The sequence below is a fragment of the Sphaerimonospora thailandensis genome, assembly GCF_016863115.1.
Taxonomy (GTDB): Bacteria; Actinomycetota; Actinomycetes; order Streptosporangiales; family Streptosporangiaceae; genus Sphaerimonospora; species Sphaerimonospora cavernae.
Genome location: NZ_BOOG01000008.1, coordinates 18,951 through 41,538, shown reverse-complemented (window position 1 = coordinate 41,538; position 22,588 = coordinate 18,951). Strand labels below are relative to the sequence as shown.

The following is a 22,588-nucleotide window of genomic DNA, read 5'->3' as shown; positions in this document are numbered from 1 at the left end:
GCAACCGAGCACGAAACACCCCAGGAAACACCCCCGGAAACACCCAGGAAACACCCCCGATCCGTCCCGACGAGGTGACGGATGAGGAAAGGCAGATAGCAGTGGCCCGTACCTCCCGTATGACCATGCTGGTGACCGGCGCCGTGGCGGCGCTCGCCCTGGCGGCGTGCAGCTCCGGCGGAGGCAAGCAGTCCACCGACCAGGACGCGCCCGCTGCGGCGGCCGCGGACACCCCGAAGATGACGGTCGCCTTCATCACCCACGCCGCCCCCGGCGACACCTTCTGGGACCTGGTCCGCAAGGGCGCCGAGGCCGCGGCCCGCAAGGACAACATCGACCTGCAGTACCAGTCGGACCCGGACGGCGCGAACCAGGCCAACCTCGTCCAGTCGGCGATCGACAAGAAGGTCGACGGCATCGCGGTCACCCTGGCCAAACCGGACGCCATGAAGGCCAACGTGGAGAAGGCCGCCCAGGCCGGGGTGCCGGTCGTCGCGCTCAACGGCGGCATCGACGCGTGGAAGAGCATGGGCGTTCTCGGCTACTTCGGCCAGGACGAGCGGATCGCCGGTGAGGCGGCCGGTGAGCGGCTCAAGGCGGACGGCGCCAAGAAGGCGCTGTGCGTCATCCAGGAGCAGGGCCACGTCGGCCTGGAGGCCCGGTGCGACGGCGCCAAGTCCGCCTTCTCCGACATGGAGAAGATCTACGTCACCGGCACCGACATGCCGAGCGTCCAGGCGGCCATCACCTCGAAACTGCAGCAGGACCCGGGCATCGACCACGTGCTGACGCTCGGCGCGCCGTTCGCGATGACCGCCGTCAAGTCGGTGAAGGACGCGGGCACCTCGGCCAAGGTCGTCACCTTCGACACCAACAAGGAACTGGTGAGCGCGATCAAGGATGGCCAGGTCGAGTGGGCGGTCGACCAGCAGCCGTACCTGCAGGGCTACCTGGCGGTCGACAGCCTGTGGCTCTACAAGACCAACGGCAACATGATCGGCGGTGGTCAGGCGACGCTGACCGGGCCCGCGTTCATCGACAAGAGCAACGTCGCCGCGGTCGAGCAGTTCGCCGGCAACGGCACGAGGTGATCTGACATGACTGCTGCGGCAACGGAGCCGGGCAGGACGGAGGCGACCCGGGACGACCGGGTCGCCGGCCGGTCCCTGGCGGCGCGGCTGCTGAGCCGTCCCGAGGTCGGGTCGCTCGTCGGCGCAGTCGTGATCTTCCTGCTCTTCATGGCGGTGGCGGCGCCGTTCCGCAACGTCGCCAACATCGGGACCATCCTCTACGGCGCCTCGGCCATCGGCATCATGGCCGTCCCGGTGGCGCTGCTCATGATCGGCGGCGAGTTCGACCTGTCGGCCGGGGTGGCGGTCACCACCTCCGGCCTGTCCGCGTCCCTCATCGCCTGGAACTTCGGCCTGAACGTGTGGATGGGCGTTCTCCTGGCGCTGGCCGTCTCCCTGGCCATCGGCGCCTTCAACGGGTGGCTGCTGCTCAGGACCGGCCTGCCGAGCTTCCTCGTCACGCTGGGCACGTTCTTCATCCTGCAGGGCGTCAACCTGGGCGTGACGCGGCTGCTCACCGGCAACGTCGCGACCGCCGACATCAGCGACATGGACGGCTTCGCCGCCGCCCAGAAGGTCTTCGGGTCGGAGGTGGCGCTGGGGCCGGTCACGCTGAAGGTCACGGTTCTGTACTGGGTCGTGCTGACCGTCGTCGCGGCCTACGTCCTGCTGCGCACCAGGGTCGGCAACTGGATCTTCGCGGTCGGCGGTGACGCGGGGGCCGCCCGTGCCATGGGCGTCCCCGTCAGGGCGACCAAGATCGGCCTTTTCATGGCCGTCGGTTTCTGCGGCTGGGTGTCCGGCATGCACCTGCTGTTCCAGTTCAACACCGTCCAGTCCGGCGAGGGCATCGGCAAGGAGTTCATCTTCATCATCGCCGCGGTGATCGGCGGATGCCTGCTCACCGGCGGCTACGGCTCGGTCGTCGGCGCGTCGGTCGGCGCACTGATCTTCGGGATGACCCAGCTCGGCATCAACTACGCGGGATGGAACCCCGACTGGTTCAAGACCTTCCTCGGCGTGATGCTGCTGCTGGCGACCGTCGTGAACGTGTACGTGAAGCGGAAGGCGGATCTTCGATGAGCGTCGTGGACAACGCCGGCGTGGCCGACGCCCCCATCCTGGAACTGGACGATGTGGGCAAGAGCTACGGCAACGTGCACGCACTGCGCGGGGTCGGCCTCAACGTCCGGCAGGGGGAGGTCACCTGCGTGCTGGGGGACAACGGCGCGGGCAAGTCGACCCTGATCAAAATCATCGCCGGACTGCACGAGCACACCGACGGCACGATGCGACTCGACGGCGTCGCGTGCCGGTTCGGGTCGCCGCGCGACGCCCAGTCCCGCGGCATCGCCACCGTCTACCAGGATCTCGCGCTCGCCCCCCTCATGTCGGTGTGGCGGAACTTCTTCCTCGGCAACGAGCTGCGCAGGGGCCCGCTGCGCATCCTCGACATCGCCCGGATGAAGCGGATCTGCGGCGAGGAGCTGGTCAAGATGGGGGTGATCATTCCCGATCTCGACCGGCCGGTGGCGAGCCTGTCCGGCGGCCAGCGCCAGTGCATCGCGATCGCCCGCGCCATCTACTTCGGGGCCAGGGTCATCATCCTCGACGAGCCGACCGCCGCGCTCGGCGTCAAGCAGTCCGGCGTCGTCCTCAAGTACATCGTCAAGGCCCGGGACGCCGGCCTCGGCGTCATCCTCATCACCCACAATCCGCACCACGCCTATCTGGTGGGCGACCACTTCGTCATCCTCAAGCTGGGCCGGGTCGTGCTCGACGCCCGCCGCGACGAGCTGACGCTGGAGCAGCTGACCACGGAGATGGCCGGCGGCCAGGAGCTGGCCGAGCTCGGCCACGAGCTGCGCGGAGCCGATCAGGAAGAGCGGAGGAAATGAGCGATTCGCCGCTGCGGGTCGGGGTCATCGGCGTTGGCCTGATGGGCGCCGACCACGCCGAACGACTCGCCCACCGGATCGCCGCAGCGGACCTGGTGACGGTCTGCGACCCCGGCACAGCCCGGGCCGCCGCGCCGGCCGCCCGCTTCGACGATGGACGCCGCCTCGTCGCTGCGCGTGGTCGAGGCCGAGCGCAAGCCGCCGTTTCGGGGATGCCGATTACCGCCTGTCACGATCGCACCTCGAACTAGTATGCGAGCATGGCACTGAGCGAAGACGAACTTGGCAGGCTGCTCGTAGACGTCGAGTCCGACCTGGTCGAGCGGAAGGAATCTCTCACCGACAAGGAGAAGATATGCGAGGCCGTTTGTGCCTTTGCAAACGATCTGCCGGACTATCAGAAAGCCGGGGTCATCTTCATCGGCGCGACTGACGACGGCCGCCCGAAGGGCCTTCCGATCACGGACCAACTGCTGCAAACGCTGGGTGCCATACGCTCTGACGGAAACATACTTCCCTCCCCCACCCACGTCGCCGTAGCTTTGCGAGCGCGAGCATGAACGCGCCGGTCATCGCATTTTTCAACAACAAAGGTGGAGTGGGCAAGACCTCGCTGGCCTACCACCTGGCCTGGATGTTCGCCTTCCAGGGGCAACGCGTTCTCGCGGCCGACCTTGATCCGCAAGCCAACCTCACCGCCGCGTTCCTTACCGAGGACGAACTGGAGCAACTCTGGCCGGACGAAGGCCCACGCGCGACGATCTTCGGCAGCATAAGCCCATTGCAGCGAGGACTTGGCGACATCGGCACCCCACCGGTCCGTGTGCTGGAGAATCTTCCCGAGGCACGGGGCGAGCTGGCGCTGATCCCGGGAGACTTGCAGCTATCCTCATTTGAGGACGAGCTGAGCAGCGAATGGCCTTCCTGCCTGGATGGCAAGGAACGGGCATTTCGTGTTATCTCCTCATTCAGTCGCCTGGTTCGTACCGCCGCGAAACGGCAACGCTCCGATGTGATTCTCGTCGATGTAGGCCCGAATCTCGGCGCGATCAACCGTGCCGCCCTCATCGCCTCCGATTTCGTGGTCATACCACTTGCCCCCGACTTGTTCAGCCTACAAGGACTGCGCAACCTCGGGCCTGCCCTTGTTGCCTGGCGGAATGAATGGAAGGATCGCCTGGTTCGCAACAAGGTCTCTGAACTCGATCTGCCGGCGGGCCACATGCTTCCGCTGGGATATGTTGTTCTCGGACATGGAGTGCGCTCCAGCCGGCCCGTCCTCGCATATCGCCGTTGGGTGGATCAGATTCCAGGGGTGTTCCATTCCGCAGTCCTCGGCGAAAGCGTCGCGAGCAGACTGAGTGTGGACGATGATCCGTATTGCCTGGCGCAGCTCAAGCACTACCACAGCCTGCTTCCACTCAGTCATGAGGCCCATAAGCCGGTCTTCGCACTACGCTCCGCGGACGGCGTGTTCGGCGGCCATGCGGCGGCTGTAACCGCTGCCTATATGGACTTCGACGCGCTAGCAAGAAAGATAACGGATCTGACCACGCGTGAGTTGCGAACAGGATGACCGCCGAACGCGGGGAGGAATGCTCAGCCGATCGACGAGCACCAGCCGTTCCGGACAGCACGGAAGCCCATTGGGCCGCCACCCGTCAGCCTGCCGATCCGGCTCCGGCTCAGTGGCTCAGCTTGGTCGCCGTCTGCGCGGCCAGGCGCTCGGCCAGTTCCCGCGCGGGCGTGCCCGAGGCGAGCGCCCGCGCGACGAGCTCGGCCTGGGTGGGCGGGGCCATGCCCCCGATCGGCTGATCACGGTCGAGGTTGGCGACGCCCTCCGCTTACGTTGGGCCTAAGCCGGGCCGGGACGTTGTGGGGCGTGATCACCTCGACGCCGGCCGGTACCGACGTCGGCGCACCCGGGAGCAGCCGGTGATGGCGCATCACCTGACGCTACGGCGGTGCCGTGGTGGAGCGCACCACCAGCGCCGGCGGCACGACCAGCGGCCGCCCCGGCGGCTCACCCTCGTCGAGCCGGGCCGCGGCCCGCCCGACGGCCAGGCGGCCGAGCGCGTCCGCGTCCTGCCGGATGGTCGTCAGGCCGATGTGGGCGTAGGACGCGGCCCGGATGTCGTCGAATCCGACGACCGACAGCATGTGCGGCACCTCCAGCCCGGCACGCCGTACCGCGTCGAGGAGGCCGAGCGCACAGCGGTCGTTGAAGGCCGTCACCGCCGTCGGCCGCTCCCCCGGCGGCAGCGCCAGCAGCGTGTCGGCGGCCCGCGCGCCGTCCTCCTCGGTGAGGCCGCCGGGCAGCAGCGGCGGTTCCGGCAGGCCGAGCCGCCGTACGGCGTCTCGGTAGCCGCGGCGGCGCTGGGCGGCGCCGGGGGCGCGACCGCCGTCGGCGTGCATGACGCGCCGGTGGCCGAGCCCGTGGAGGTGGGCCACCGCCGCGCGCAGGCCTGCCGTGTCGTCGGTACGGACCACGTCCACCCCGTCGGCGCGTACGTCGCGCAGCACGCTCACCGTCGGCAGCCGCGCCGCCAACTCGGCGAGCGCGCGGGCCGGCAGCGCCGAGCCCAGCAGAACGACCGCCTCGCAGCACTCGCCGAGCAGGGCGCGGACGGCCTCCTCCTCCGGTCGGCGCGCGGTGACGCCGCTCAGCACCAGCTCGTACCCGGACTCGGCCGCCGCGACGTACAGGCTGTCGACGAGGTCGCCGTGGAAGGCGTGCCCGAGGTGGAAGACCACGCCGATCATCCGGGTGCGGGCCCTGCCCAGGCGGCTGGCTCTGCGGTCCGGCTGGTAGCCGAGGTCGGCGGCGGCGGCGAGCACCCGCTCCCGGGTGGCCGGTGAGGCGCCCGCCACGCCGCGGAACACGATGGAGACCAGAGCGCGGGAGACGCCGGCGCGGGCGGCGACGTCCTCCATGGTCGGGCGGGTCGCACTCATGAGGGAACTCTAGCTGGAGCGCTCTAGTTTCGGCCTTGACGTGGTGTGGCCGCTCACGCCAGTCTTCTGCTAGAGCGCTCTAGTCAGCTCCAGCCAGTGAGGAGTCCCCGTGCCGCTCCCCTCTCCCCTGCCCGAGCCGGTGCGCTTCGGGCTCATCGGCGCCGGCCGCATCGGCGCCTTCCACGCCACCACGCTCGCCCGGCGCCTGCCGGAGGCCGAACTGCTCGTCCTCGCCGACCCGGCGGGCGGGGCGGCCGAGCGCCTGGCCGGCCCGCTCGGCGTCGGGGCGACCGCCGACCCCGAGGCCGTGCTGGCCGACGACCGGGTCGAGGCCGTCGCCATCACCTGTTCCTCGACCGCGCACGCCGGCCTGGTGAGCCGAGCGGCCGCCGCGGGAAAGGCCGTGTTCTGCGAGAAGCCGATGGCGATGACGCTCGAGGACGCCGACGCGGCCATCGCGGCCTGCGAACGGGCGGGCGTGCCCCTGCAGGTCGGCTTCAACCGCAGGTTCGCGGCCGACTTCGCCGAGGCCAAGCGGATCGTCGACGCGGGCGGAATCGGCACGCCGCAGCTCCTCCGCTCGCTGACCCGTGATCCCGGCCTGGCCGATCCCGCTTCCGTTCCACCCTGGACGATCTTCACCCAGACGCTCATCCACGATTTCGACACCCTCAACTGGTTCAACTCCGGCGCCACGGCCGTGGAGGTGACGGCGATGGCGGACGCGCTCGTCGCGCCCGCGTTCAAGGCCTCCGGTCTCCTCGACACGGCCGTGGTGACCATCCGGTTCGACAACGGCGCCCTGGCGACGGCCGAGGCCAGCTTCTCGGCGGCGTACGGCTACGACGTGCGCGGCGAGGTCTTCGGTTCGGCCGGCATGGTGACGGCCGGGACCGCCGCGCGGCCTGCCGTACGGCACTGGAGCGCCGCCGGGGTGGCCGGTCCGACCGTCCGGGCGGACACCGATCTCTTCCCCGACGCCTACACCACCGAACTGGCCGCCTTCTGCCGAGCCGTACGGCGGGGCGAACCGACGGCGGTCGGCGGGCGGGACGCCCGGGCCGCACTGCGGATCGCGCTGGCCTGCGTCGCCTCGGTCGAGCGCGGCGCGCCGGTCCGGCTCGCCGAGATCGACGCCTTGAGCGGAGCCGGGGCATGAGCGCGCGCGGGACGCAGGGGCCCTTCACGCTGGCGGTCTGCGCGGAGATGGTCTTCCGGGAACTGCCGGTGGCCGAGCGGGTCCGGCGGATCACCGAGCTGGACTTCCAGGTGGAGATCTGGGACTGGACGCGCCACGACATCGAAGCGCTGGCCGCCCTCCGGGAGGAGGGCGCCGTTTACTCGTCGATGACCGGCTATGTGCGGGGAAGCCTCATCGATCCGGCCGGCGCGGACGAACTGCTCGCGACGGCGGAGGAGTCGGTCGCGGTGGCGCGGCGACTGGGGATCCCCCGGCTCAACCTGCACGGGACCGGCCTGGACGGCGACGGGCTGCCGGTGACGCCGGTCCCGGAGGTGACCGGCGCGATGTGGCCGGCCGCCCGGCGTACGCTCGAGCGGATCGCCCGCCTGGGCGAGGAGCACGGGGTCGTCTTCGTGCTGGAGAACCTCAACGCCGAGGTCGACCATCCGGGGGTGCCCTTCGGGCGCGCCCGGGACTGCCTGGCGCTGGTGGAGTCGGTCGGCAGCGGCAATCTGCGGCTGATGCTCGATCTCTATCACGCGCAGATCGGCGAGGGGAACCTGATCGAGCTGTGCCGCCGGGCTCTGCCGTGGATCGGTGAGATCCAGGTGGCGGACGTACCCGGGCGATGCGAGCCCGGGACCGGCGAGATCAACTATCCGGCCGTCGCACGTGCCCTGGCCGACATGGGTTTCACCGGCACGATCGGCCTGGAGAGCTGGGCCTCCGGGGACAGCGCCGCGGCCCTGCGCGCCTTCCGCCGCGCCTTCACTCTAGGGGTCGTGGGGGAAAAGGGCCCGATATGATCCTTTTGCGGTCAGGGAAGGGAAAGGGACCGGACACCATGGAACCGTTGCGGCTCGGCGTTCTCGGCGCGGCCCGGATCTCGGCGCTCGCCATCGTCGCTCCGGCGCGGCAGACCGGCACCCGCCTGGTCGCGGTGGCGGCGCGCGACCGGCGGCGAGCCGAGGCCTTCGCCGCCGAGCACGGCGTGGAGCACGTCGTCGAGACCTACACCGACCTGCTCGCCCATCCCGAGGTCGAGGCGGTGTACAACCCGCTGGCCAACGCCCTGCACGGCCCGTGGAATCTGGCCGCCGTCGAGGCCGGCAAGCACGTGCTGTCGGAGAAGCCGTTCGCCTCGAACGCGGAGGAGGCCGCCGAGGTGCGCGACGCGGCACGGCGTGCGGGGGTGACGGTGATGGAGGGATTCCATTACCTCTATCACCCGGTGACGCGGCGGCTCCACGAACTGCTGGCGTCGGGTGAGCTGGGCGAACTGGTCCGGATCGAGACGACGACGGCGATCGAGGCCCCCGCCGAGGACGACCCCCGGTGGTCCCTGGCCCTCGCCGGGGGCGCGCTGATGGACGTCGGCTGCTACAGCCTGCACGCCCAGCGTGTCCTCGCCCCCTGGGGCGGTGGCGAGCCCACCCTGGTGTCGGCCAGGGCGGGTGAGCGCGCCGGAGCCGAGGGAGTGGACGAGTGGCTCGACGCCGAACTGGTCTTCCCCTCCGGCGCGACCGGCCTGGCGCGCTGCCACATGGCCGCCGACAGCCTGGAGATGAGCTGCCGGATCGTCGGAAGCCGGGGTGAGGCGACCGCGGCCAACTACGTCCTGCCGCATCTGGACGACCGCATCGTGATCGAGACCGAGGCGGGCCGCCGCATCGAGCGCCCGGGCACGCGTCCGTCCTTCGCCTACCAGTTGGAGGCGTTCATCGCCGCCGTTCGGAAGGGCACGCCGGTGCCGACGGACGCCGACGACGCGGTGGCCACGATGCGGCTGATCGACGGCTGCTACCAGGCGGCCGGGCTGCCGCCGAGACCCCGAATTTAGCGGCCGAGGCGCCGGAACATCGTCCGTGATCTAACTGCAAGATCACGAACGATGTTTCCGCACGTCAGGCGGGCTTGCTGCGAGTTTCTACAAGATCACAGAAGTGAACGGCGCAGGTCAGGGCGTTTTCTGCGAGCAATCGCAAGATCACGCCCTGGGGGTGAGGGGTCCGTCACTTGCCGCCGCTCTGGGCCTCGACCTCGGCGCGGACCGCGTCCATGTCGAGGGCGCGCAGCTGCTTGATCAGGTCTTCGAGCGCCGGGGCGGGCAGCGCGCCGGGCTGGGCGAAGACCTGGATGCCGTCCCGGATCGCCATGATCGTGGGAATCGCCTGGATGCTGAACGCCTGAGACAGCGCAGGCTGCGCATCCGTATCGATCTTGCCGAACTTGATGTCCGAGTGCTGTTCGGATGCGCTCTCGAAGATCGGTGCGAAGGAGCGGCAGGGTCCGCACCAGGAGGCCCAGAAGTCGAGCAGTACGATGCCCGTTTCGGTGATTTCGTTGAAGTTCTTCTCGGTCACCTCAATGGTCGCCACGGGCGACTCCTTTCATCCGGTCTTCAGCGGGCATAACCAACCCCAGGATTCGGGCATTCCTACCCCGGTGAGGCTCGTGTGACGCACGCCTGACGGGGCAGGGCACTGGGCAGGGGGATCTCCTTCACCGAAAGGAGCCGTGCCACATGACCACGCAGGCCGCTCGGCCCACCATCCTTCCAGAGCGGGGACGCCGCCTGGGCTCGGTCGTCGCCTCCTGGCTGTCCAGCACCGATCACAAGGTGATCGGGCACATGTATCTGATCACCTCGTTCGCCTTCTTCCTGATAGGCGGCGCGATGGCCATGGTGATCCGCGCCGAGTTACTCCAGCCGGGGCTGCAGTTCGTCAACCTGAGCGCGTACAACGAGATGTTCACCATGCACGGCACGATCATGCTGCTGCTGTTCGCGACACCGCTGTTCGCCGGCTTCGCCAACGCGATCATGCCGTTGCAGATCGGCGCTCCGGACGTGGCGTTCCCCCGGCTGAACATGGTGAGCTTCTGGCTGTTCCTGTTCGGCGGACTGATCACCATGAGCGGCTTCGCGATGGGCGGCGCCCCCGCCTTCGGCTGGACGGCCTACGCGCCGCTGGCCACCTCCGCGTACAGTCCGCAGATCGGCGGGGACCTGTGGATCATGGGGCTCGCGCTGGCCGGGGTCGGCACGATCCTCGGCTCGGTCAACTTCATCACCACGATCGTCGGGATGCGCGCCCCCGGCATGACGATGTTCCGGATGCCGCTGTTCACATGGAATGTGCTTTTCACCGGGATCCTCGTGCTGCTGGCGTTCCCGGTGCTGGCCGCCGCACTGCTCGCCCTGGAGGCCGACCGCAAGCTCGGGACGCACATCTTCGACGCGCAGACCGGCGGCCCGATCATCTGGCAGCACCTGTTCTGGTTCTTCGGCCATCCCGAGGTCTACATCATCGCGCTGCCGTTCTTCGGGATCATCACCGAGGTCATCCCCGTGTTCAGCCGCAAACCGCTGTTCGGCTACGTCGGCCTGGTGGGCGCCACGATGGCCATCACCGTGCTGTCGGCGACCGTCTGGGCGCACCACATGTTCGCCACCGGCCAGGTCCTGCTGCCGTTCTTCTCGCTCATGTCCTTCCTGATCGCGGTGCCGACCGGGGTGAAGTTCTTCAACTGGGTCGGCACGATGTGGCGGGGCCATCTGACGTTCGAGACGCCGATGCTGTTCGCCGTCGGGTTCCTGGTGACGTTCCTGTTCGGCGGGCTCACCGGGGTGATCCTGGCGTCGCCGCCGCTGGACTTCCACGTCACCGACACCTACTTCGTCGTCGCCCACTTCCACTACGTCGTCTTCGGCACCGTGGTGTTCGCGATGTTCGCCGGCTTCTACTTCTGGTGGCCGAAGCTCACCGGCACGATGCTCAACGAAAAGCTCGGGCAGGTCCACTTCTGGATGGTGTTCATCGGCTTCCAGGTGACGTTCCTCGTACAGCACTGGCTGGGCGTCATCGGCATGCCACGGCGGTACGGCGACTACTCGCCGGTCGACGGCTTCACCACCCTCAACCAGATCTCCAGCGTGGGCGCCTTCCTGCTCGGGCTGTCGAACCTGCCGTTCCTGCTCAACATCTGGCTGACCGCGCGGCGCGGTGAGCGCGTCACCGTGGACGACCCCTGGGGTTCCGGCAACTCCCTGGAGTGGACCACCTCATGCCCGCCCCCGCGCCACAACTTCGTCTCCATCCCGCCGATCCGGTCGGAGCGGCCCGCGTTCGATCTCCACTACCCGCGCCTCGGCGGCGGGCCCGGTCAGCCCCCGCAGACCGAACGCGACGCGATCGACGTGTGACGACGCGGGTTCCGCGGCTGCGAGTATTCGCAAGATCACGGCCGGGGGGCTGTGGGTCAGGAGCGGGCGCCGGCGAGCACGGCTTCGGCGTGGCGCTCCTGCTCTCCGCCCGGCAGCACCACGACGACCGGGCAGTGTGCCCTGAGCAGGCAGGCGGTGACCACCGGATTGATCACCGGGTACGGCTCGCTCTCGGCCTCGTGCGCACCGAGGACGAGCAGGTCGGCGTCGAGAGTCGCGCGCAGCAGGACCTGGGCCGGCGGGCCCTCGACGACGGCGGGCGCGACGTGACTCTCCCCCAGTTCCCGGACGGCCCGCTCGGCGACGCCGATGGCGGCCGCGTGCTCGTCCTCCCGGCAGGTTCGGTTCGACAGCGGGGCATAGGGGGCGTGCAGACCGCCCGACCACTCCCAGGCGTACACGGCCTCGACCCGCGCTCCGCGCAGCAGGCCCTCGGCGGCGGCCCACCGCAGGGCGGCCTGCGATGCCATCGACCCGTTGATGCCCACGACGATTTTCGGCTGGTCCACGTCCCGCCTCGCTCTCCACTTCCGCCACAATGACGGCTGCCCGTCACCTCGCCCCGGGGGGACGGGCGACGGTTCGGGAAGCCGGGATTCCTCTCAGCCAGGGTATCCGGGCAACGGTCCGGTTCCGCCCCGCCATCTCCCAATTTCCGGGGATGTCCAGTCCCCCACGGCCCTCACATTGCCATGGGCGATCCCCGCTCATCGCCTGCTGTACGGCCCTGGATCGAGAGTCACAAGGTCACGAGACCGGCGGGACGTTGGACCCCGCACGCAGGGGCCACCGTCGTTTTCCACAGAATCGGACATTTGCCCACAGATAAGCTATTTGCTATATGGGATCATATCACGGCGTTATGGAGCTTTATCTAGTATTCACGTTTCCCGCCCGGAGCTAGCATCGATCACGCCAGGCACCGCGATCTACCCACGCACGAGCGGTGCCTGTCCTCGACCAGCCTCGTCGGGTCGTCACCGTTCGACAGGTTGCGATCGCGCTCATCCCCCCAGGTCGAAGGAGACACACAGTCATGGCCGCCGACAGCGCCAACGAACCCGAGGGCATCAGCCGCAAGTCCTTCATGAAGGCGGCCCTCGTGGCCGCCCCGATCCCCCTCCTCCTCGGGGCCACCCCGCTGGCCCGGGCCGCCGTGGAGAAGGGTGAGCCGTTGGAGCCCACCCCATTCTGCGGCGACAGCGGCGGGAACACGCCGGCGCAGATGGAGGGCCCCTACTTCAAGCCCAGCTCACCGTTGCGCTCCACCCTGCCCGGCTCCGGCACGCTGCTCACCGTCAGCGGTTACGTGTTCGGCGTCAACTGCGTGCCGCTCGCCAACGTGCTGCTCGACTTCTGGCAGGCGGACGCGTACGGCAACTACGACATGCAGGGCTACACCTTCCGGGGGCACCAGTTCACGGACTCCCAGGGCAGGTACAAGCTCACCACGATCGTGCCCGGCCTCTACCCCGGCCGCACCCGGCACCTCCACGTCAAGCTCCAGGCCCCGAACAAGCCGATCCTCACCACGCAGACCTACTTCCCGGGCGAGCCGCGCAACAACACGGACTCGCTCTACGATTCCCGGCTGCTCATGAACGTGCGGGCGAACGGCTCCGGCAGGGAGGCCACGTTCGACTTCGTGCTCAACGTCGTCGGCACGCCGCCGACCAGCCCCGGCCCGACCCCGCCGCCCAACAGCCCGTCCCCGACCCCCACGCCGCCCAACAGCCCGCCGCCCGGCGGGGGCACCTGGCAGGCCGGTACGACCTACCAGGCCGGCGCCACGGTGACCTACGGAGGCTCGACCTACCGGTGCATCCAGGGGCACACGGCCCTGGTCGGCTGGGAGCCCCCGATCGTCCCGGCCCTCTGGCAGCGCATCTGACGCAGGCTCGTCACCCCGCTCGGGGCGGCATCAGGGTTGACCCTGATGCCGCCCTGTCGTTCCTCGCAATACGCTTGCGAGGTGGGAAGGATGATGCCCGAAGCGGATCCGATCGATGAGTACGTGACCGCGCTGCGCTCCACCCTGAGGGGGCCGGGAGGGACCAAGCGGGACCTGATCGCCGAGGCACGCGACGGCCTGCTGGACGCCGCAGATGCCTACCAGTCCGAGGGCTTCACACGGGCGGAGGCCGAACGGCTGGCAGTCGAGGATTTCGGCCGGGTGCCCGAGGTCGCGCCGGAGTTCCAGCGGGAGCTCGCGGTGGGGCAGGGCCGCCGGACCGCGCTCCTGCTGTTCCTCAGCGTGCCGCCGATGACGCTGATGTGGAACCTCATGTGGAAGATCTTCCCCGAGCCTCCCTCCGTGATGGCGGTCAAGCCCGCCTGGTTCGGCGTGCTGGCCAGGGTGGTGGACTACAGCCAGCTCCTCACGGGCGTGGTCGGTGCTCTCGCGCTGCTGGCACTCGGCCGCGGGCTGCGGCGGCTGCACCGCCCCGCGCTGATCACTCGGGCGCTGGGGCTTCTGGTGTGGCTTGGGATGCCGGTGCTCGTCGCGATGTGCGCGGCCCTGAGCCTCACCCGCGGCACATCGGACATCGCGGACGAATGGCCCGGCATTGCCCTGACCATCGTCAGCTACGCCATATGGCTGTGGCAGCTCCGCAGCGCCACACTCTGCCTCCGGTTCACCTCTCCCGCCGCCCTCAGCGCAGCGGATCAAGCACGCTCCCGATCGTACGTGTGAACGACCGCCACGCCGAGCGCTCCCCGGCCAGAGCTCTGCGGCCCGCGTCGGTGAGCCGGTAGGTGCGGCGCCTGCGACCTCCCGCGGTCACCCATTCACCGGCGAGCAGTCCCGCACTCTCAAGCCGCCGCAGCGCCGGATAGACAGTGCCGGTCGGCACGGTGAGCTCGCCGCCGCTACGTTCGCGCAATTCCTCGATGATCGCATAGCCGTGCAGCGACTCCCCCTCCAGTACGGAGAGCAGCAGGGCGTCCATGTGCCCGCGGAGTTCGTCGGCGTTCACGCTCGCAGCCTATCCCGGTCCTCCATACGTCCAGTCTATAAGTAGGCTACCTACATGTAGGCTGTCTACTTATCAGGGAGTCGTATGGACGTCGTCGACCTCGCCCGGCTGCAGTTCGCCGTGACGGGAAGCCTCCACTTCCTGTTCGTGGTGCTCACGCTGGGACTGGCCCCCCTCGTGGCGATCATGAACACCCGTCACGTGCTGAGCGGTAACCCCCTGCACGAGCGGATGACCCGCTTCTGGGGGCAGATATACGTGATCAATTACGCACTCGGCATCTTCACCGGCCTGGTGATGGAGTTCCAGTTCGGATTGAACTGGAGCGGCCTGTCGCACTACGCGGGCGACGTCTTCGGAGCCCCGCTCGCCATGGAGACGCTGCTGGCCTTCTTCCTCGAATCCACGTTCCTCGGCCTGTGGATCTTCGGCTGGCACCGGCTGCCCAAGAGGGCGCATCTGGCCTGCATCTGGCTGGTGACGCTGACCGCCTACGCCTCCGCGTTCTTCGTCATGGTGGCCAACTCCTTCCTGCAACATCCCGCCGCCGCGGTCGAGCAGGGAGGCAGGCTGGCACTGCGCGACTTCGGCGCGCTGCTCACCAACCCGAGCCTCGCCTTCTCACTCCCCCACGTGATCAGCGCCGGGCTGTGGACCGGCGGCTTCGTGGTCATGGGAGCGAGCGCCTATCACCTCTTCAGGAGGACAGCCGAACGTGAGTTCTTCGTCCGGTCGCTGCGGATCGGCGTCGTGACCGCGTTCGTCGGCTCGCTGTTCACCGTGGGGTTCGGGTACGCCCAGTTCGGACCGGTCGGCGTCATCCAGCCGGACAAGTTCCACGGGGTGGCTCCGGGCATGGCGCTCGGCATCATGATCATGATAGGGCAGCTCGGGCAGTTCGCCGTGATGTTCGTGCTGCTGCCGCTGCTCTTCCGCGACCTGCTGGCCCGCTGGCGATGGCTCCACCCGATCCTCATGCTCATGACGCCGCTGCCGTTCGTGGCGGCGATCGCCGGCTGGATCGCCCGCGAGGTCGGCCGCCAGCCCTGGATCGTGTACGGCAGGCTCCGCGTGGCCGACGCGCTGACCCCGGGCATGACCACGGGCGGGCTGACCGTCTCCCTCGCCGCCTTCGCCGGCCTGCTCGGGCTGCTCGCCGTGGTCGACTACGTCCTGATCGCCCGGGTCGTACGGCGCGGCCCGCAGCAGGTCGCCCTCGGCGCGCCGGACCTCCCGGCCGAACCCGCCCCCGTCCCCGCCCGCTCGCTGTAGAGGAACAGGCCTCATGGAGATCCTGTGGTTCGGCGTGCTCGCCGTCCTGCTGACCGGTTACTTCGCCCTCGAGGGTTTCGACATCGGGCTCGGCATGCTGCTGCCGGTGCTGGGCCGTACGCCTGCCGCCCGAGACCGGCTCGTCGGGACGATGGCGCCGTTCGTGCTCGCCAACGAGGTGTGGCTGGTGGCTCTGGCCGGTGTGCTGTTCGGCGCGTTCCCGCTGCTGGAGGGCAAGGTGATCAGCGGGCTCTACCCGCTGGTGGTGGCGCTGCTGCTGTCGTGGATCCTGCGGGACGCCGGATTGTGGTTCCGCCGCCGCCTGGGCGGGGCGGCCTGGCGGTCCCTGTGGGACTGGGCGCTGTGCCTCGGCTCCGCCGGGCTGGCGATCACCTGGGGGACGGCCCTGACCGCCGTCGCCCGCGGGCTGCCGCCGGGCGCCCTGCTCGATCCGCCGGGCATCGCGGGCGGCATCGTCGTGGCGGCGGTGTTCGCCTGCCACGGCTGGACGTTCGCCGCCTGGCGGCTTCCCGGAGAGCCCGCCGTCGGCGGCAGGCGGCGGACCGGACGGGCCCTGCTGGGCTCCGGCTGCCTGGCCGCGGCACCGGCCGTCGTGGCGGTCGCCGCCCTGGCCTCCCCGATCCTCGATCACGCCGCCCCGGCGGCGACACTGAGTGTGCTGAGTGTCATGGTGTTGCCGTGCGTTCCCATCATGGTGGGCGCACAACTATGGATATGGCGCACCTTCGGCAGGGGCGCGGTGCCGACGTTCTTCTGAGCGGGCTGCCGACCGGATTGCCGGCTTCTGATTGGGGCATCTGTGCACAAGGATCTCCTGCGGCTGGCCCGCACCGAGCGGGCGGTCCGTCTCCATCTGGCCGGATGCCTGGCCGCAGCGGTGGCCGCCGGGCTGCTCGTGCTCGCCCAGGCCGAACTGCTCGCCATGGTGTTGTCGGGCGGGGCGTCTCAGGGGGTGGTGACGGGTGGAGTCTCCTCGGCCCTGCTCCTGCTGGCGCTCGTCGTCGCGGCACGCGGACTGCTCGGCTGGGCACAGGGGATCTTCGCGGGCCGCGCGGCCACCACGCTGAAGTCCGCGCTGCGCCGGCGCCTGCTGCCCCGGCTCGGCGCGCCGGACGGCACGGCCGCCGGCACCACAGCGAGTGCGAGGGACGATACGGAGGCCGGCGCCACCGGATCAGCGGCGGGGTCCGGGGTCCGGTCCGGGGAACTGGTCACGCTCGCCGGCCGGGGACTCGACGCGCTCGACCCGTATCTCACCGGATATCTACCCGCCGTGGCGGTGGCCGGGGTGGTGCCGCTCGCGGTGGTCGCCCGGCTGCTGGTGGCCGACCTCGGCACGGCCGTGATCGTCGTGCTCACGCTGCCGCTCATCCCGATCTTCGGGGCCCTTGTCGGGTGGACCACCAAGACCGTGACCGAGCGGCAGTGGCGGGCGCTGACCCGGCTGGGCGGCCATTTCCTCGACGTGATGCGCGGCCTGCCGACGCTGCGGGCCTTCGGACGGGCCCGTTACCAGGCCACGGTGATCCGCCGTGTCGCCGAGGACCACCGGGCGGCCACCATGCGGACGCTGCGGGTGGCGTTCCTGTCGTCACTGGTGCTGGAGCTGGTGGCGTCGCTGTCGCTGGCTCTCGTCGCGGTGCCCGTCGGGCTGCGGCTGCTGTCCGGTTCGCTCGATCTCCACACCGCCCTGCTCGTCCTGCTCCTGGCTCCGGAGGCGTACCTTCCGCTGCGCGCGATGGGCACCCGGTTCCACGCGGCGATGGAGGGCGTGGCCGCGGCCGACGAGGCCTTCGCCGTCATCGACGGCCGTATGCCCCAAGAGCCTCAGCAGCCCGGAACGCCCCAGAGGCCCCGAACGCGGGCGGTCCCGGTCGCGCCCGCCGATCCGCCGGAGATCCGGCTGGAGGGCGTGACGGTCCGCTACCCCGGACGCGACACCCCGGCGCTCGACCGCGTCGAGCTCACCGTCACACCGGGTGAACGAGTCGCGATCGTCGGCCCGAGCGGGGCGGGCAAGAGCACACTGCTGCACGTCCTGCTCGGGTTCGTCACGCCGGCGGAGGGCCGGGCGCTGATCGACGGCGCCGACCTCACCGATCTGCATCTCGACACCTGGCGGCGACGCCTGGCGTTCGTCCCGCAGCGCCCGCACCTGTTCGCCGCCTCGGTGGCCGACAACATCGCGCTCGGTACGGCGGCCACGCCCGCCGAGATCAGGGCGGCCGCGGCCGCGGCCCAGGCGGACGGGTTCGTCGCCGCCCTGCCGGACGGCTACGACACTTCGCTGGGCGAACGCGGGGCGAACCTGTCGGCCGGCCAGCGGCAGCGGGTGGCGCTGGCCAGGGCGTTCTGCCGGCCCTCCGCCCAGGTGGTGCTGCTCGACGAGCCGACGGCCCGGCTGGACGGCCGCAGTGAGGCGGCGGTGATCGAGGCCACGCGCAAGCTGTGCGAGGGCCGCACCGCGATCATCGTGGCCCACCGTCCCGCCATGATCGACCTGGCCGACCGGGTCGTCCGGCTCGGCGCCGGTTCCCTCGTAGGGGGTGAGACGACCTCATGATCCGCGGGCTCTCCCGCCGGCTGGTCCTCGCCGCGCTGGCCGGGGCGGCGGCCGACCTCGCCGGCGTCGCGCTGATCGCGGCGGCCGCCTGGCTGATCACCCGGGCCGCCGAGCAGCCGCCACTGGCGGCGCTGTCGGTCGCCATCGTGGCCGTCCGGGCGTTCGCCACCACGAAAGGACTCTTCCGGTACGGCGAGCGCCTCGCCGGGCACGACGTGGCGCTGCGCGCGCAAACGGGCACGCGCGAGCGGCTCTACCGGTCGCTGATCCCCGCCGGGCCGCTGCCGCGGCGGGGGGCCGACCTGCTCAGCAGGATGGTCGACGACACCGAAGCGGTTCAGGACCTGCTCGTCCGCTGCCTGCTCCCGGCCGTCGCCGCCCTGCTCACCGGGATCGCGGCGGTGACCGTCGCGATCTTCCTGCACCCCGCGGCCGGGCTCGCGCTCTGCGCCGGGCTGCTCGTCGCCGGGCTCCTGCTGCCGGCCGGCACGGCCACCGCCGCCCGGCGGTGGTCGGCGCGGCTCGCACCCGCCCGGGCCGAACTGGCCGCGCGGGTGGCCGACCTGGTGCACGGCGCCGCCGACCTCGCCGCCTGCGGAGCCCGCGACCGGGCCATCGACGCGGCGATGGCCTCCGACGGCCGACTGGCCCGGCTGGAACGGGGACGGGCGCGGATCAACGCGGTCGCCCTCGCCGTCGGTATGCTCGCGCAGGGGCTCACCGTGATCGCGGTGGTGATGGTCGCCCAGGCCGCGGCCGTGGACCGGGTCGCGAGCGCGGTGTTGGCCCTCACCTCGCTGGTCGCGTTCGAGCCGGTGCTGCCGCTGGCCGCGGCCGGTGAGCGGTTCGCCGGGGTGCTGGCGGCGCTGGGCAGGCTCCGGGAGATCGCGGCGACGCCCCCGGCGGTGGCCGAGCCGGCGGTGCCCGCTCCCCCGCCCGAGCCGCCGCTGACGATCCAGATCGAGGGCCTGGTCGTCCGGCACGGAGAGCGCGAACCCGCCCTGAAGGGGGTGGACCTGACGCTGACGCCCGGCAGGCGCGTCGCGCTGGTCGGCCCGAGCGGCGCCGGAAAGAGCACCCTGCTGGCGGCGCTGATGCGGACGGTCGACATCGAGTCGGGCGAAATCCGGATCAACGGCGTCGACATCCGGCGAGTCGCCTCCGACGCCGTACGGTCCCGGATCACCGGCCTGACCCAGGATCCGTACGTCTTCCAGGCGAGCCTGCGCGAGAACCTGCGGCTCGCCGGGCCGGAGGCCTCGGACGCCGAGCTCGCCCTGGCCGTACGGCGGGCCCGGCTGGACGGGTGGGTGGAGCGGACCGGCTGGGACGCCGTGCTCGGCGAGGACGGGCGCACCGTCTCCGGCGGCCAGCTTCAGCGGCTCGCGCTCGCCCGGGCGCTGCTGTTCGACCCGCCGGTGCTGCTGCTGGACGAACCCGCCGAGGCGCTGGACGAGGAGACGGCCGACCTGCTGACGGCCGACCTGCTCGACGCGACCCGGGGCCGCACCACGCTGCTGGTCACGCACCGGCTGCGTGGCCTGGAGCAGGTGGACGAGATCGTCGTCCTCGAGGGCGGGCGGGTGATCCAGCGGGGGCCGCACGCCGAGTTGGTCGCCGCGCCCGGGTACTACCGGGACCTGTGGGAGTCCGAGGCGCTGACCCGTCGCGGATGACGGCGGCGCACGGCCGGGCGGACAGAGGGGGAGGCCGGCCGTGAATGACGATCGCCGGTGGGCCCTCCCCCTCTGAGGCCCACCGGCGATCTGGTTCACCGAGTCGCGCTTCGCGGCGCCGGCTCCGCACGCCTCCGCGGCTTTCGGCGCCGGCCCGGTGTCAACTCGCGGCCGTCTGCTCGGCCAGCGTGATGGAGACCGTCGACGCCTTGCCGTTGCGCGTGTAGTCGATGGTCACCTTGTCGCCCGGCCTGGAGCTGCGGATCGTGCCGACCAGCGCCTCCGCGCTGTCCACCCTCTTGTTATTGATCTTGGTGATCAGGTCGCCGCCCTTGAGGCCGGCCTTCTCGGCCGGGCTGCCGACGGTGATCGAGGCGATCACCGCCCCGGCGGTGCCGCCGACCGCGTCGGCGACGCTCACCCCGAGGAAGGCGTGGCTGGCCCTGCCGGTCTTGATCAGCTGGTCGGCGACCTGCTTGGCCATGTTGATCGGGATGGCGAAGCCCACGCCGATGTTGCCCGAGCCGCCGCCGGAGGTCGCGATGGCCGTGTTGATCCCGATGACCTGACCGGCCCCGTTGACCAGGGCGCCGCCCGAGTTACCGGGGTTGATCGCGGCGTCGGTCTGGATCATGCCGCCGATCGTCGCGCCCCGGCTCCGGCGCTGCTGCCCCCAGCCGGGGAACGGCTGCTGCTGGTCCTCACCGCTCTCGGTCAGCGTACGGTCGAGCGCGCTGACGATCCCCGACGTCACCGAGCCCTCCAGGCCGAGCGGGCTGCCGATCGCCAGCACCGAGTCGCCGACCTGGAGTTTGTCGCTGTCACCGAGCGAGGCCGGGACCAGGTCGGAGACGCCCTGCGCCTGAATGACCGCGATGTCGGTGGTGGGGTCGGTGCCCTTGACGACGGCCGATGCCGTCCTGCCGTCGCTGAACTTCACCGTTATCGTGGCCGACTGGTCCGCCTGCGCCACGACGTGGTTGTTGGTCAGGATGAGGCCGTCGGCCGACAGGATCACCCCGGAGCCCTCGCCGCCGCCCATCTGGGTCCTCACCTGGATCGACACGACCGACGGCATGATGTTCCTGGCGACCTCGGCGATGGTGTTCCCCGCGGAGTTCGACACCGGGTTGACGATGGGGCTGGACATCACGGTCCGCTCACCGTTCGCCGCATTGGTGATCAGCGCCCCCGCGGCGCCACCACCCAGTGCGACGGCCACCAGGGCGAGGCCCGCTCCCACTTTCTGCCTGCCGGTCAGCGTGCCCCTGGGCCGGGCCGGCGGGGCGGGGAACCCCATGGGGTCGATCGAGGCGTAGCCCTGGCCGCCGCCCCCGAACGCCCCGCCGTACTGCCCGTGCCGCGGCGGAGTGCTGCCGAACTGGCTCCAGCCGTGGCCCGGGAACTCCTGGGTGCTGTCGTTGGGAACGTCGTTGGGTCCGCTCATCGTCAATCCCCCTCGATGGATTCGCCGGTGCTCCCGGCTCTCCGCCGGTACGTCTTCAGCATCGCAAATGAGCGATAAGGCGGCGTTAAGCGATCTACGATGGGAAAGGACAGAAGCCGCATACCGGCTTTATCCCGGCTCTCGTACGGCTGTCAGCCGTCGCCGAGGGCCCGGTACGGGTCGCGCAGCGGCTGCACGCGGGCGGCGAAGTCCTCCTTGATGGCCGCCATCTTCGCCCCCGGCGCGTAGAAGCGCCCCTTGGTCTCGCCGTACGGCCGCAGCCACCCATTGGCGACGAGCTCGCGCAGGTCGCGGGCGGCCTGGCCCTGGCTGAGCCCCTCGTCGGCCTGGTACATGCCGCGGCGCAGCCGCCGGGACACGAACACCTGGTAGAGCGCGGAGACCGTGCGCGGATGCAGCCCCTCGGCGTCGGTCCGCTCCTCCAGCAGCGTCCACACCTCACCGGCCTCGGCGAGCCTGCGCCGCACCCGCTGGGCCTGCATGTGATGGCAGCGCAGCACGAACCGCACCCACGGCAGGGTGTCGTCGTGCGGGCTCCACCGTCCCCGCCCGACCTCCCCCAGCACCCTGTAGTAGTCGAAAGTGATCTCTGCTTCGCCCAGCCACTCCTCGATCGAGCAGAACTCGGGGGTGGTGATCCCGTCGCGGCCAAGGACGAGCGTCTGCAGCGCGCGCGACGTGCGGCCGTTGCCGTCCCGCCACGGGTGGATCTTCACGAGGTTGAAATGCGCCATCGCGCCGCGGACGTAGCTCGGCGCGTCGAGGTCGCCGGTGTCGAGCCAGTCCGCCAGTTCGTCGAGCAGCTCCGGCACGGCCTGATGATCCGGCCCCTCATAGACGACCTGCCCGGTGGCCGAGTTGCGGATGTAGATCCCGCCGGGCCGTACGGTGCCCGGCGTCTTCTCCAGGTGATGACCGATGATCATGAAGTTCAGCCCGTGCAGCAGCCCGACGTCGAACCGGAACGTCCACGCTTTGGCCAGCACGTTGACGTACGTCAGCGCCCGCTGACAGCCGGCGATCTCCTTCGCCACCGAATCGGAGGTGTCCAGCGGCTCCTCCCCGGACATGATCGACTCGATGTCCTCGACGCTGGCCCGGTAGCCCTCGATCGAGTTCGATCCCTGAATGGCCCGCGCCTGCAGTTGGCGGCGCAGCTGGCCGTCCCAGCGGTGGGGCTCGGCCAGCCGGTACTTCAGGTCCGTCCGCATCTCCTCGATCTCCGCGAGGACCTTATCGTCGATCCCGTCGAGCACGGGCGTGCCGTACAGCATGC

22 protein-coding genes are annotated in these 22,588 nt (G+C 70.3%); 16 read left to right on the top strand and 6 right to left on the bottom strand.

Annotated elements, in window-relative coordinates; genetic code table 11:
- Window positions 1-125 precede the first annotated feature (125 nt).
- The 6 genes from Mth01_RS03355 to Mth01_RS03330 are packed head-to-tail and all read left to right on the top strand — an operon-like array spanning window position 126 to window position 4,544.
- Window positions 126-1,091, top strand: a complete 966-nt coding sequence (locus Mth01_RS03355) for a sugar ABC transporter substrate-binding protein (protein WP_239089314.1) — start codon at window positions 126-128, stop codon at window positions 1,089-1,091.
- Between the two features lie 6 nt (window positions 1,092-1,097).
- On the top strand, window positions 1,098-2,153 hold the full coding sequence (locus Mth01_RS03350; RefSeq protein WP_204011063.1) for an ABC transporter permease: 1,056 nt from the start codon (window positions 1,098-1,100) through the stop codon (window positions 2,151-2,153).
- A complete protein-coding gene (locus Mth01_RS03345) occupies window positions 2,150-2,968 on the top strand; it encodes an ATP-binding cassette domain-containing protein (RefSeq protein WP_204011060.1) in 819 nt (272 codons plus the stop codon). Before Mth01_RS03350 ends, Mth01_RS03345 begins: the two co-directional genes overlap by 4 nt.
- Window positions 2,965-3,219: a Gfo/Idh/MocA family oxidoreductase gene (locus Mth01_RS30330; protein ID WP_407695914.1), complete on the top strand. Its 255-nt coding sequence runs from the start codon at window positions 2,965-2,967 to the stop codon at window positions 3,217-3,219. Before Mth01_RS03345 ends, Mth01_RS30330 begins: the two co-directional genes overlap by 4 nt.
- A gap of 9 nt (window positions 3,220-3,228) precedes the next feature.
- Entirely contained in the window at window positions 3,229-3,528 is a 300-nt protein-coding gene (locus tag Mth01_RS03335) for an AlbA family DNA-binding domain-containing protein (RefSeq protein ID WP_204011054.1), read from the top strand.
- Window positions 3,525-4,544, top strand: a complete 1,020-nt coding sequence (locus Mth01_RS03330) for a ParA family protein (protein WP_204011051.1) — start codon at window positions 3,525-3,527, stop codon at window positions 4,542-4,544. Before Mth01_RS03335 ends, Mth01_RS03330 begins: the two co-directional genes overlap by 4 nt.
- Window positions 4,545-4,924: 380 nt before the next feature.
- On the opposite strand, the gene Mth01_RS03325 is transcribed toward Mth01_RS03330, so the two are convergent.
- On the bottom strand, window positions 4,925-5,923 hold the full coding sequence (locus Mth01_RS03325; RefSeq protein WP_239089313.1) for a LacI family DNA-binding transcriptional regulator: 999 nt from the start codon (window positions 5,921-5,923) through the stop codon (window positions 4,925-4,927).
- Window positions 5,924-6,032: 109 nt separating this feature from the next.
- Here Mth01_RS03325 and Mth01_RS03320 point away from each other — a divergent pair, with 109 nt between their 5' ends.
- The 3 genes from Mth01_RS03320 to Mth01_RS03310 are packed head-to-tail and all read left to right on the top strand — an operon-like array spanning window position 6,033 to window position 8,946.
- Window positions 6,033-7,082, top strand: coding sequence for a Gfo/Idh/MocA family oxidoreductase (locus tag Mth01_RS03320; protein WP_204011048.1), 1,050 nt, complete (start codon window positions 6,033-6,035; stop codon window positions 7,080-7,082).
- On the top strand, window positions 7,079-7,912 hold the full coding sequence (locus Mth01_RS03315) for a TIM barrel protein (protein ID WP_204011046.1): 834 nt from the start codon (window positions 7,079-7,081) through the stop codon (window positions 7,910-7,912). Before Mth01_RS03320 ends, Mth01_RS03315 begins: the two co-directional genes overlap by 4 nt.
- A 38-nt stretch (window positions 7,913-7,950) precedes the next feature.
- On the top strand, window positions 7,951-8,946 hold the full coding sequence (locus Mth01_RS03310) for a Gfo/Idh/MocA family protein (protein ID WP_204011043.1): 996 nt from the start codon (window positions 7,951-7,953) through the stop codon (window positions 8,944-8,946).
- Between the two features lie 172 nt (window positions 8,947-9,118).
- Here Mth01_RS03310 and trxA read toward each other — a convergent pair whose 3' ends face one another.
- Entirely contained in the window at window positions 9,119-9,484 is a 366-nt protein-coding gene (gene trxA / locus Mth01_RS03305; RefSeq protein WP_204011040.1) for a thioredoxin, read from the bottom strand.
- Between the two features lie 146 nt (window positions 9,485-9,630).
- Between trxA and ctaD the strand changes: the two genes are divergently transcribed.
- Window positions 9,631-11,313, top strand: a complete 1,683-nt coding sequence (ctaD, locus tag Mth01_RS03300) for an aa3-type cytochrome oxidase subunit I (RefSeq protein ID WP_204011037.1) — start codon at window positions 9,631-9,633, stop codon at window positions 11,311-11,313.
- 56 nt (window positions 11,314-11,369) lie between these two features.
- Here the strand turns inward: ctaD and Mth01_RS03295 are convergent, their stop codons facing one another.
- Window positions 11,370-11,843 (bottom strand): universal stress protein, encoded by a 474-nt coding sequence (locus Mth01_RS03295; protein WP_204011035.1) that lies wholly within the window; start codon window positions 11,841-11,843, stop codon window positions 11,370-11,372.
- Window positions 11,844-12,370: 527 nt separating this feature from the next.
- On the opposite strand from Mth01_RS03295, the gene Mth01_RS03290 reads away from it, so the two are divergent.
- Window positions 12,371-13,225, top strand: coding sequence for a dioxygenase family protein (locus Mth01_RS03290; protein ID WP_204011029.1), 855 nt, complete (start codon window positions 12,371-12,373; stop codon window positions 13,223-13,225).
- Window positions 13,226-13,315: 90 nt separating this feature from the next.
- Window positions 13,316-14,029, top strand: a complete 714-nt coding sequence (locus Mth01_RS03285; protein WP_204011027.1) for a permease prefix domain 1-containing protein — start codon at window positions 13,316-13,318, stop codon at window positions 14,027-14,029.
- On the opposite strand, the gene Mth01_RS03280 is transcribed toward Mth01_RS03285, so the two are convergent.
- The gene (locus tag Mth01_RS03280) at window positions 13,989-14,312 is read right to left on the bottom strand and encodes a PadR family transcriptional regulator (RefSeq protein WP_204011025.1); all 324 of its coding nucleotides are present in this window, start codon (window positions 14,310-14,312) and stop codon (window positions 13,989-13,991) included. The two genes, Mth01_RS03285 and Mth01_RS03280, sit on opposite strands and share 41 nt — an antisense overlap.
- 84 nt (window positions 14,313-14,396) lie before the next feature.
- Here Mth01_RS03280 and Mth01_RS03275 point away from each other — a divergent pair, with 84 nt between their 5' ends.
- Genes Mth01_RS03275 through cydC form a run of 4 tightly spaced genes read left to right on the top strand, consistent with a single transcriptional unit; the run spans window position 14,397 to window position 19,844 of the window.
- Window positions 14,397-15,584 (top strand): cytochrome ubiquinol oxidase subunit I, encoded by a 1,188-nt coding sequence (locus tag Mth01_RS03275; protein ID WP_204011021.1) that lies wholly within the window; start codon window positions 14,397-14,399, stop codon window positions 15,582-15,584.
- A gap of 13 nt (window positions 15,585-15,597) precedes the next feature.
- On the top strand, window positions 15,598-16,362 hold the full coding sequence (locus Mth01_RS03270; protein ID WP_204011018.1) for a cytochrome d ubiquinol oxidase subunit II: 765 nt from the start codon (window positions 15,598-15,600) through the stop codon (window positions 16,360-16,362).
- Between the two features lie 42 nt (window positions 16,363-16,404).
- On the top strand, window positions 16,405-18,168 hold the full coding sequence (cydD, locus tag Mth01_RS03265; RefSeq protein ID WP_204011016.1) for a thiol reductant ABC exporter subunit CydD: 1,764 nt from the start codon (window positions 16,405-16,407) through the stop codon (window positions 18,166-18,168).
- Window positions 18,165-19,844, top strand: coding sequence for a thiol reductant ABC exporter subunit CydC (gene cydC, locus Mth01_RS03260; protein WP_204011003.1), 1,680 nt, complete (start codon window positions 18,165-18,167; stop codon window positions 19,842-19,844). Before cydD ends, cydC begins: the two co-directional genes overlap by 4 nt.
- A gap of 160 nt (window positions 19,845-20,004) precedes the next feature.
- Here cydC and Mth01_RS03255 read toward each other — a convergent pair whose 3' ends face one another.
- Both Mth01_RS03255 and Mth01_RS03250 read right to left on the bottom strand, forming a co-directional pair.
- Entirely contained in the window at window positions 20,005-21,291 is a 1,287-nt protein-coding gene (locus Mth01_RS03255) for a S1C family serine protease (protein ID WP_204010997.1), read from the bottom strand.
- Between the two features lie 152 nt (window positions 21,292-21,443).
- Window positions 21,444-22,586, bottom strand: a complete 1,143-nt coding sequence (locus tag Mth01_RS03250; protein WP_204010996.1) for a Fic family protein — start codon at window positions 22,584-22,586, stop codon at window positions 21,444-21,446.
- Window positions 22,587-22,588 lie beyond the last annotated feature (2 nt).

What these genes read in the sequence shown, in the direction of transcription:
- Mth01_RS03315 (WP_204011046.1), top strand. Translation starts at nt 7,079, where the DNA reads ATGAGCGCGCGCGGGACGCAGGGGCCCTTCACGCTGGCGGTCTGCGCG.
- Mth01_RS03355 (WP_239089314.1), top strand. Translation starts at nt 126, where the DNA reads ATGCTGGTGACCGGCGCCGTGGCGGCGCTCGCCCTGGCGGCGTGCAGC.
- Mth01_RS03270 (WP_204011018.1), top strand. Translation starts at nt 15,598, where the DNA reads ATGGAGATCCTGTGGTTCGGCGTGCTCGCCGTCCTGCTGACCGGTTAC.
- ctaD (WP_204011037.1), top strand. Translation starts at nt 9,631, where the DNA reads ATGACCACGCAGGCCGCTCGGCCCACCATCCTTCCAGAGCGGGGACGC.
- Mth01_RS03335 (WP_204011054.1), top strand. Translation starts at nt 3,229, where the DNA reads ATGGCACTGAGCGAAGACGAACTTGGCAGGCTGCTCGTAGACGTCGAG.
- Mth01_RS03255 (WP_204010997.1), bottom strand. Translation starts at nt 21,291, where the DNA reads ATGAGCGGACCCAACGACGTTCCCAACGACAGCACCCAGGAGTTCCCG.
- Mth01_RS03275 (WP_204011021.1), top strand. Translation starts at nt 14,397, where the DNA reads ATGGACGTCGTCGACCTCGCCCGGCTGCAGTTCGCCGTGACGGGAAGC.
- Mth01_RS03350 (WP_204011063.1), top strand. Translation starts at nt 1,098, where the DNA reads ATGACTGCTGCGGCAACGGAGCCGGGCAGGACGGAGGCGACCCGGGAC.
- Mth01_RS30330 (WP_407695914.1), top strand. Translation starts at nt 2,965, where the DNA reads ATGAGCGATTCGCCGCTGCGGGTCGGGGTCATCGGCGTTGGCCTGATG.
- Mth01_RS03325 (WP_239089313.1), bottom strand. Translation starts at nt 5,923, where the DNA reads ATGAGTGCGACCCGCCCGACCATGGAGGACGTCGCCGCCCGCGCCGGC.
- Mth01_RS03310 (WP_204011043.1), top strand. Translation starts at nt 7,951, where the DNA reads ATGGAACCGTTGCGGCTCGGCGTTCTCGGCGCGGCCCGGATCTCGGCG.
- cydC (WP_204011003.1), top strand. Translation starts at nt 18,165, where the DNA reads ATGATCCGCGGGCTCTCCCGCCGGCTGGTCCTCGCCGCGCTGGCCGGG.
- Mth01_RS03345 (WP_204011060.1), top strand. Translation starts at nt 2,150, where the DNA reads ATGAGCGTCGTGGACAACGCCGGCGTGGCCGACGCCCCCATCCTGGAA.
- Mth01_RS03330 (WP_204011051.1), top strand. Translation starts at nt 3,525, where the DNA reads ATGAACGCGCCGGTCATCGCATTTTTCAACAACAAAGGTGGAGTGGGC.
- Mth01_RS03285 (WP_204011027.1), top strand. Translation starts at nt 13,316, where the DNA reads ATGATGCCCGAAGCGGATCCGATCGATGAGTACGTGACCGCGCTGCGC.
- Mth01_RS03250 (WP_204010996.1), bottom strand. Translation starts at nt 22,586, where the DNA reads ATGCTGTACGGCACGCCCGTGCTCGACGGGATCGACGATAAGGTCCTC.
- Mth01_RS03290 (WP_204011029.1), top strand. Translation starts at nt 12,371, where the DNA reads ATGGCCGCCGACAGCGCCAACGAACCCGAGGGCATCAGCCGCAAGTCC.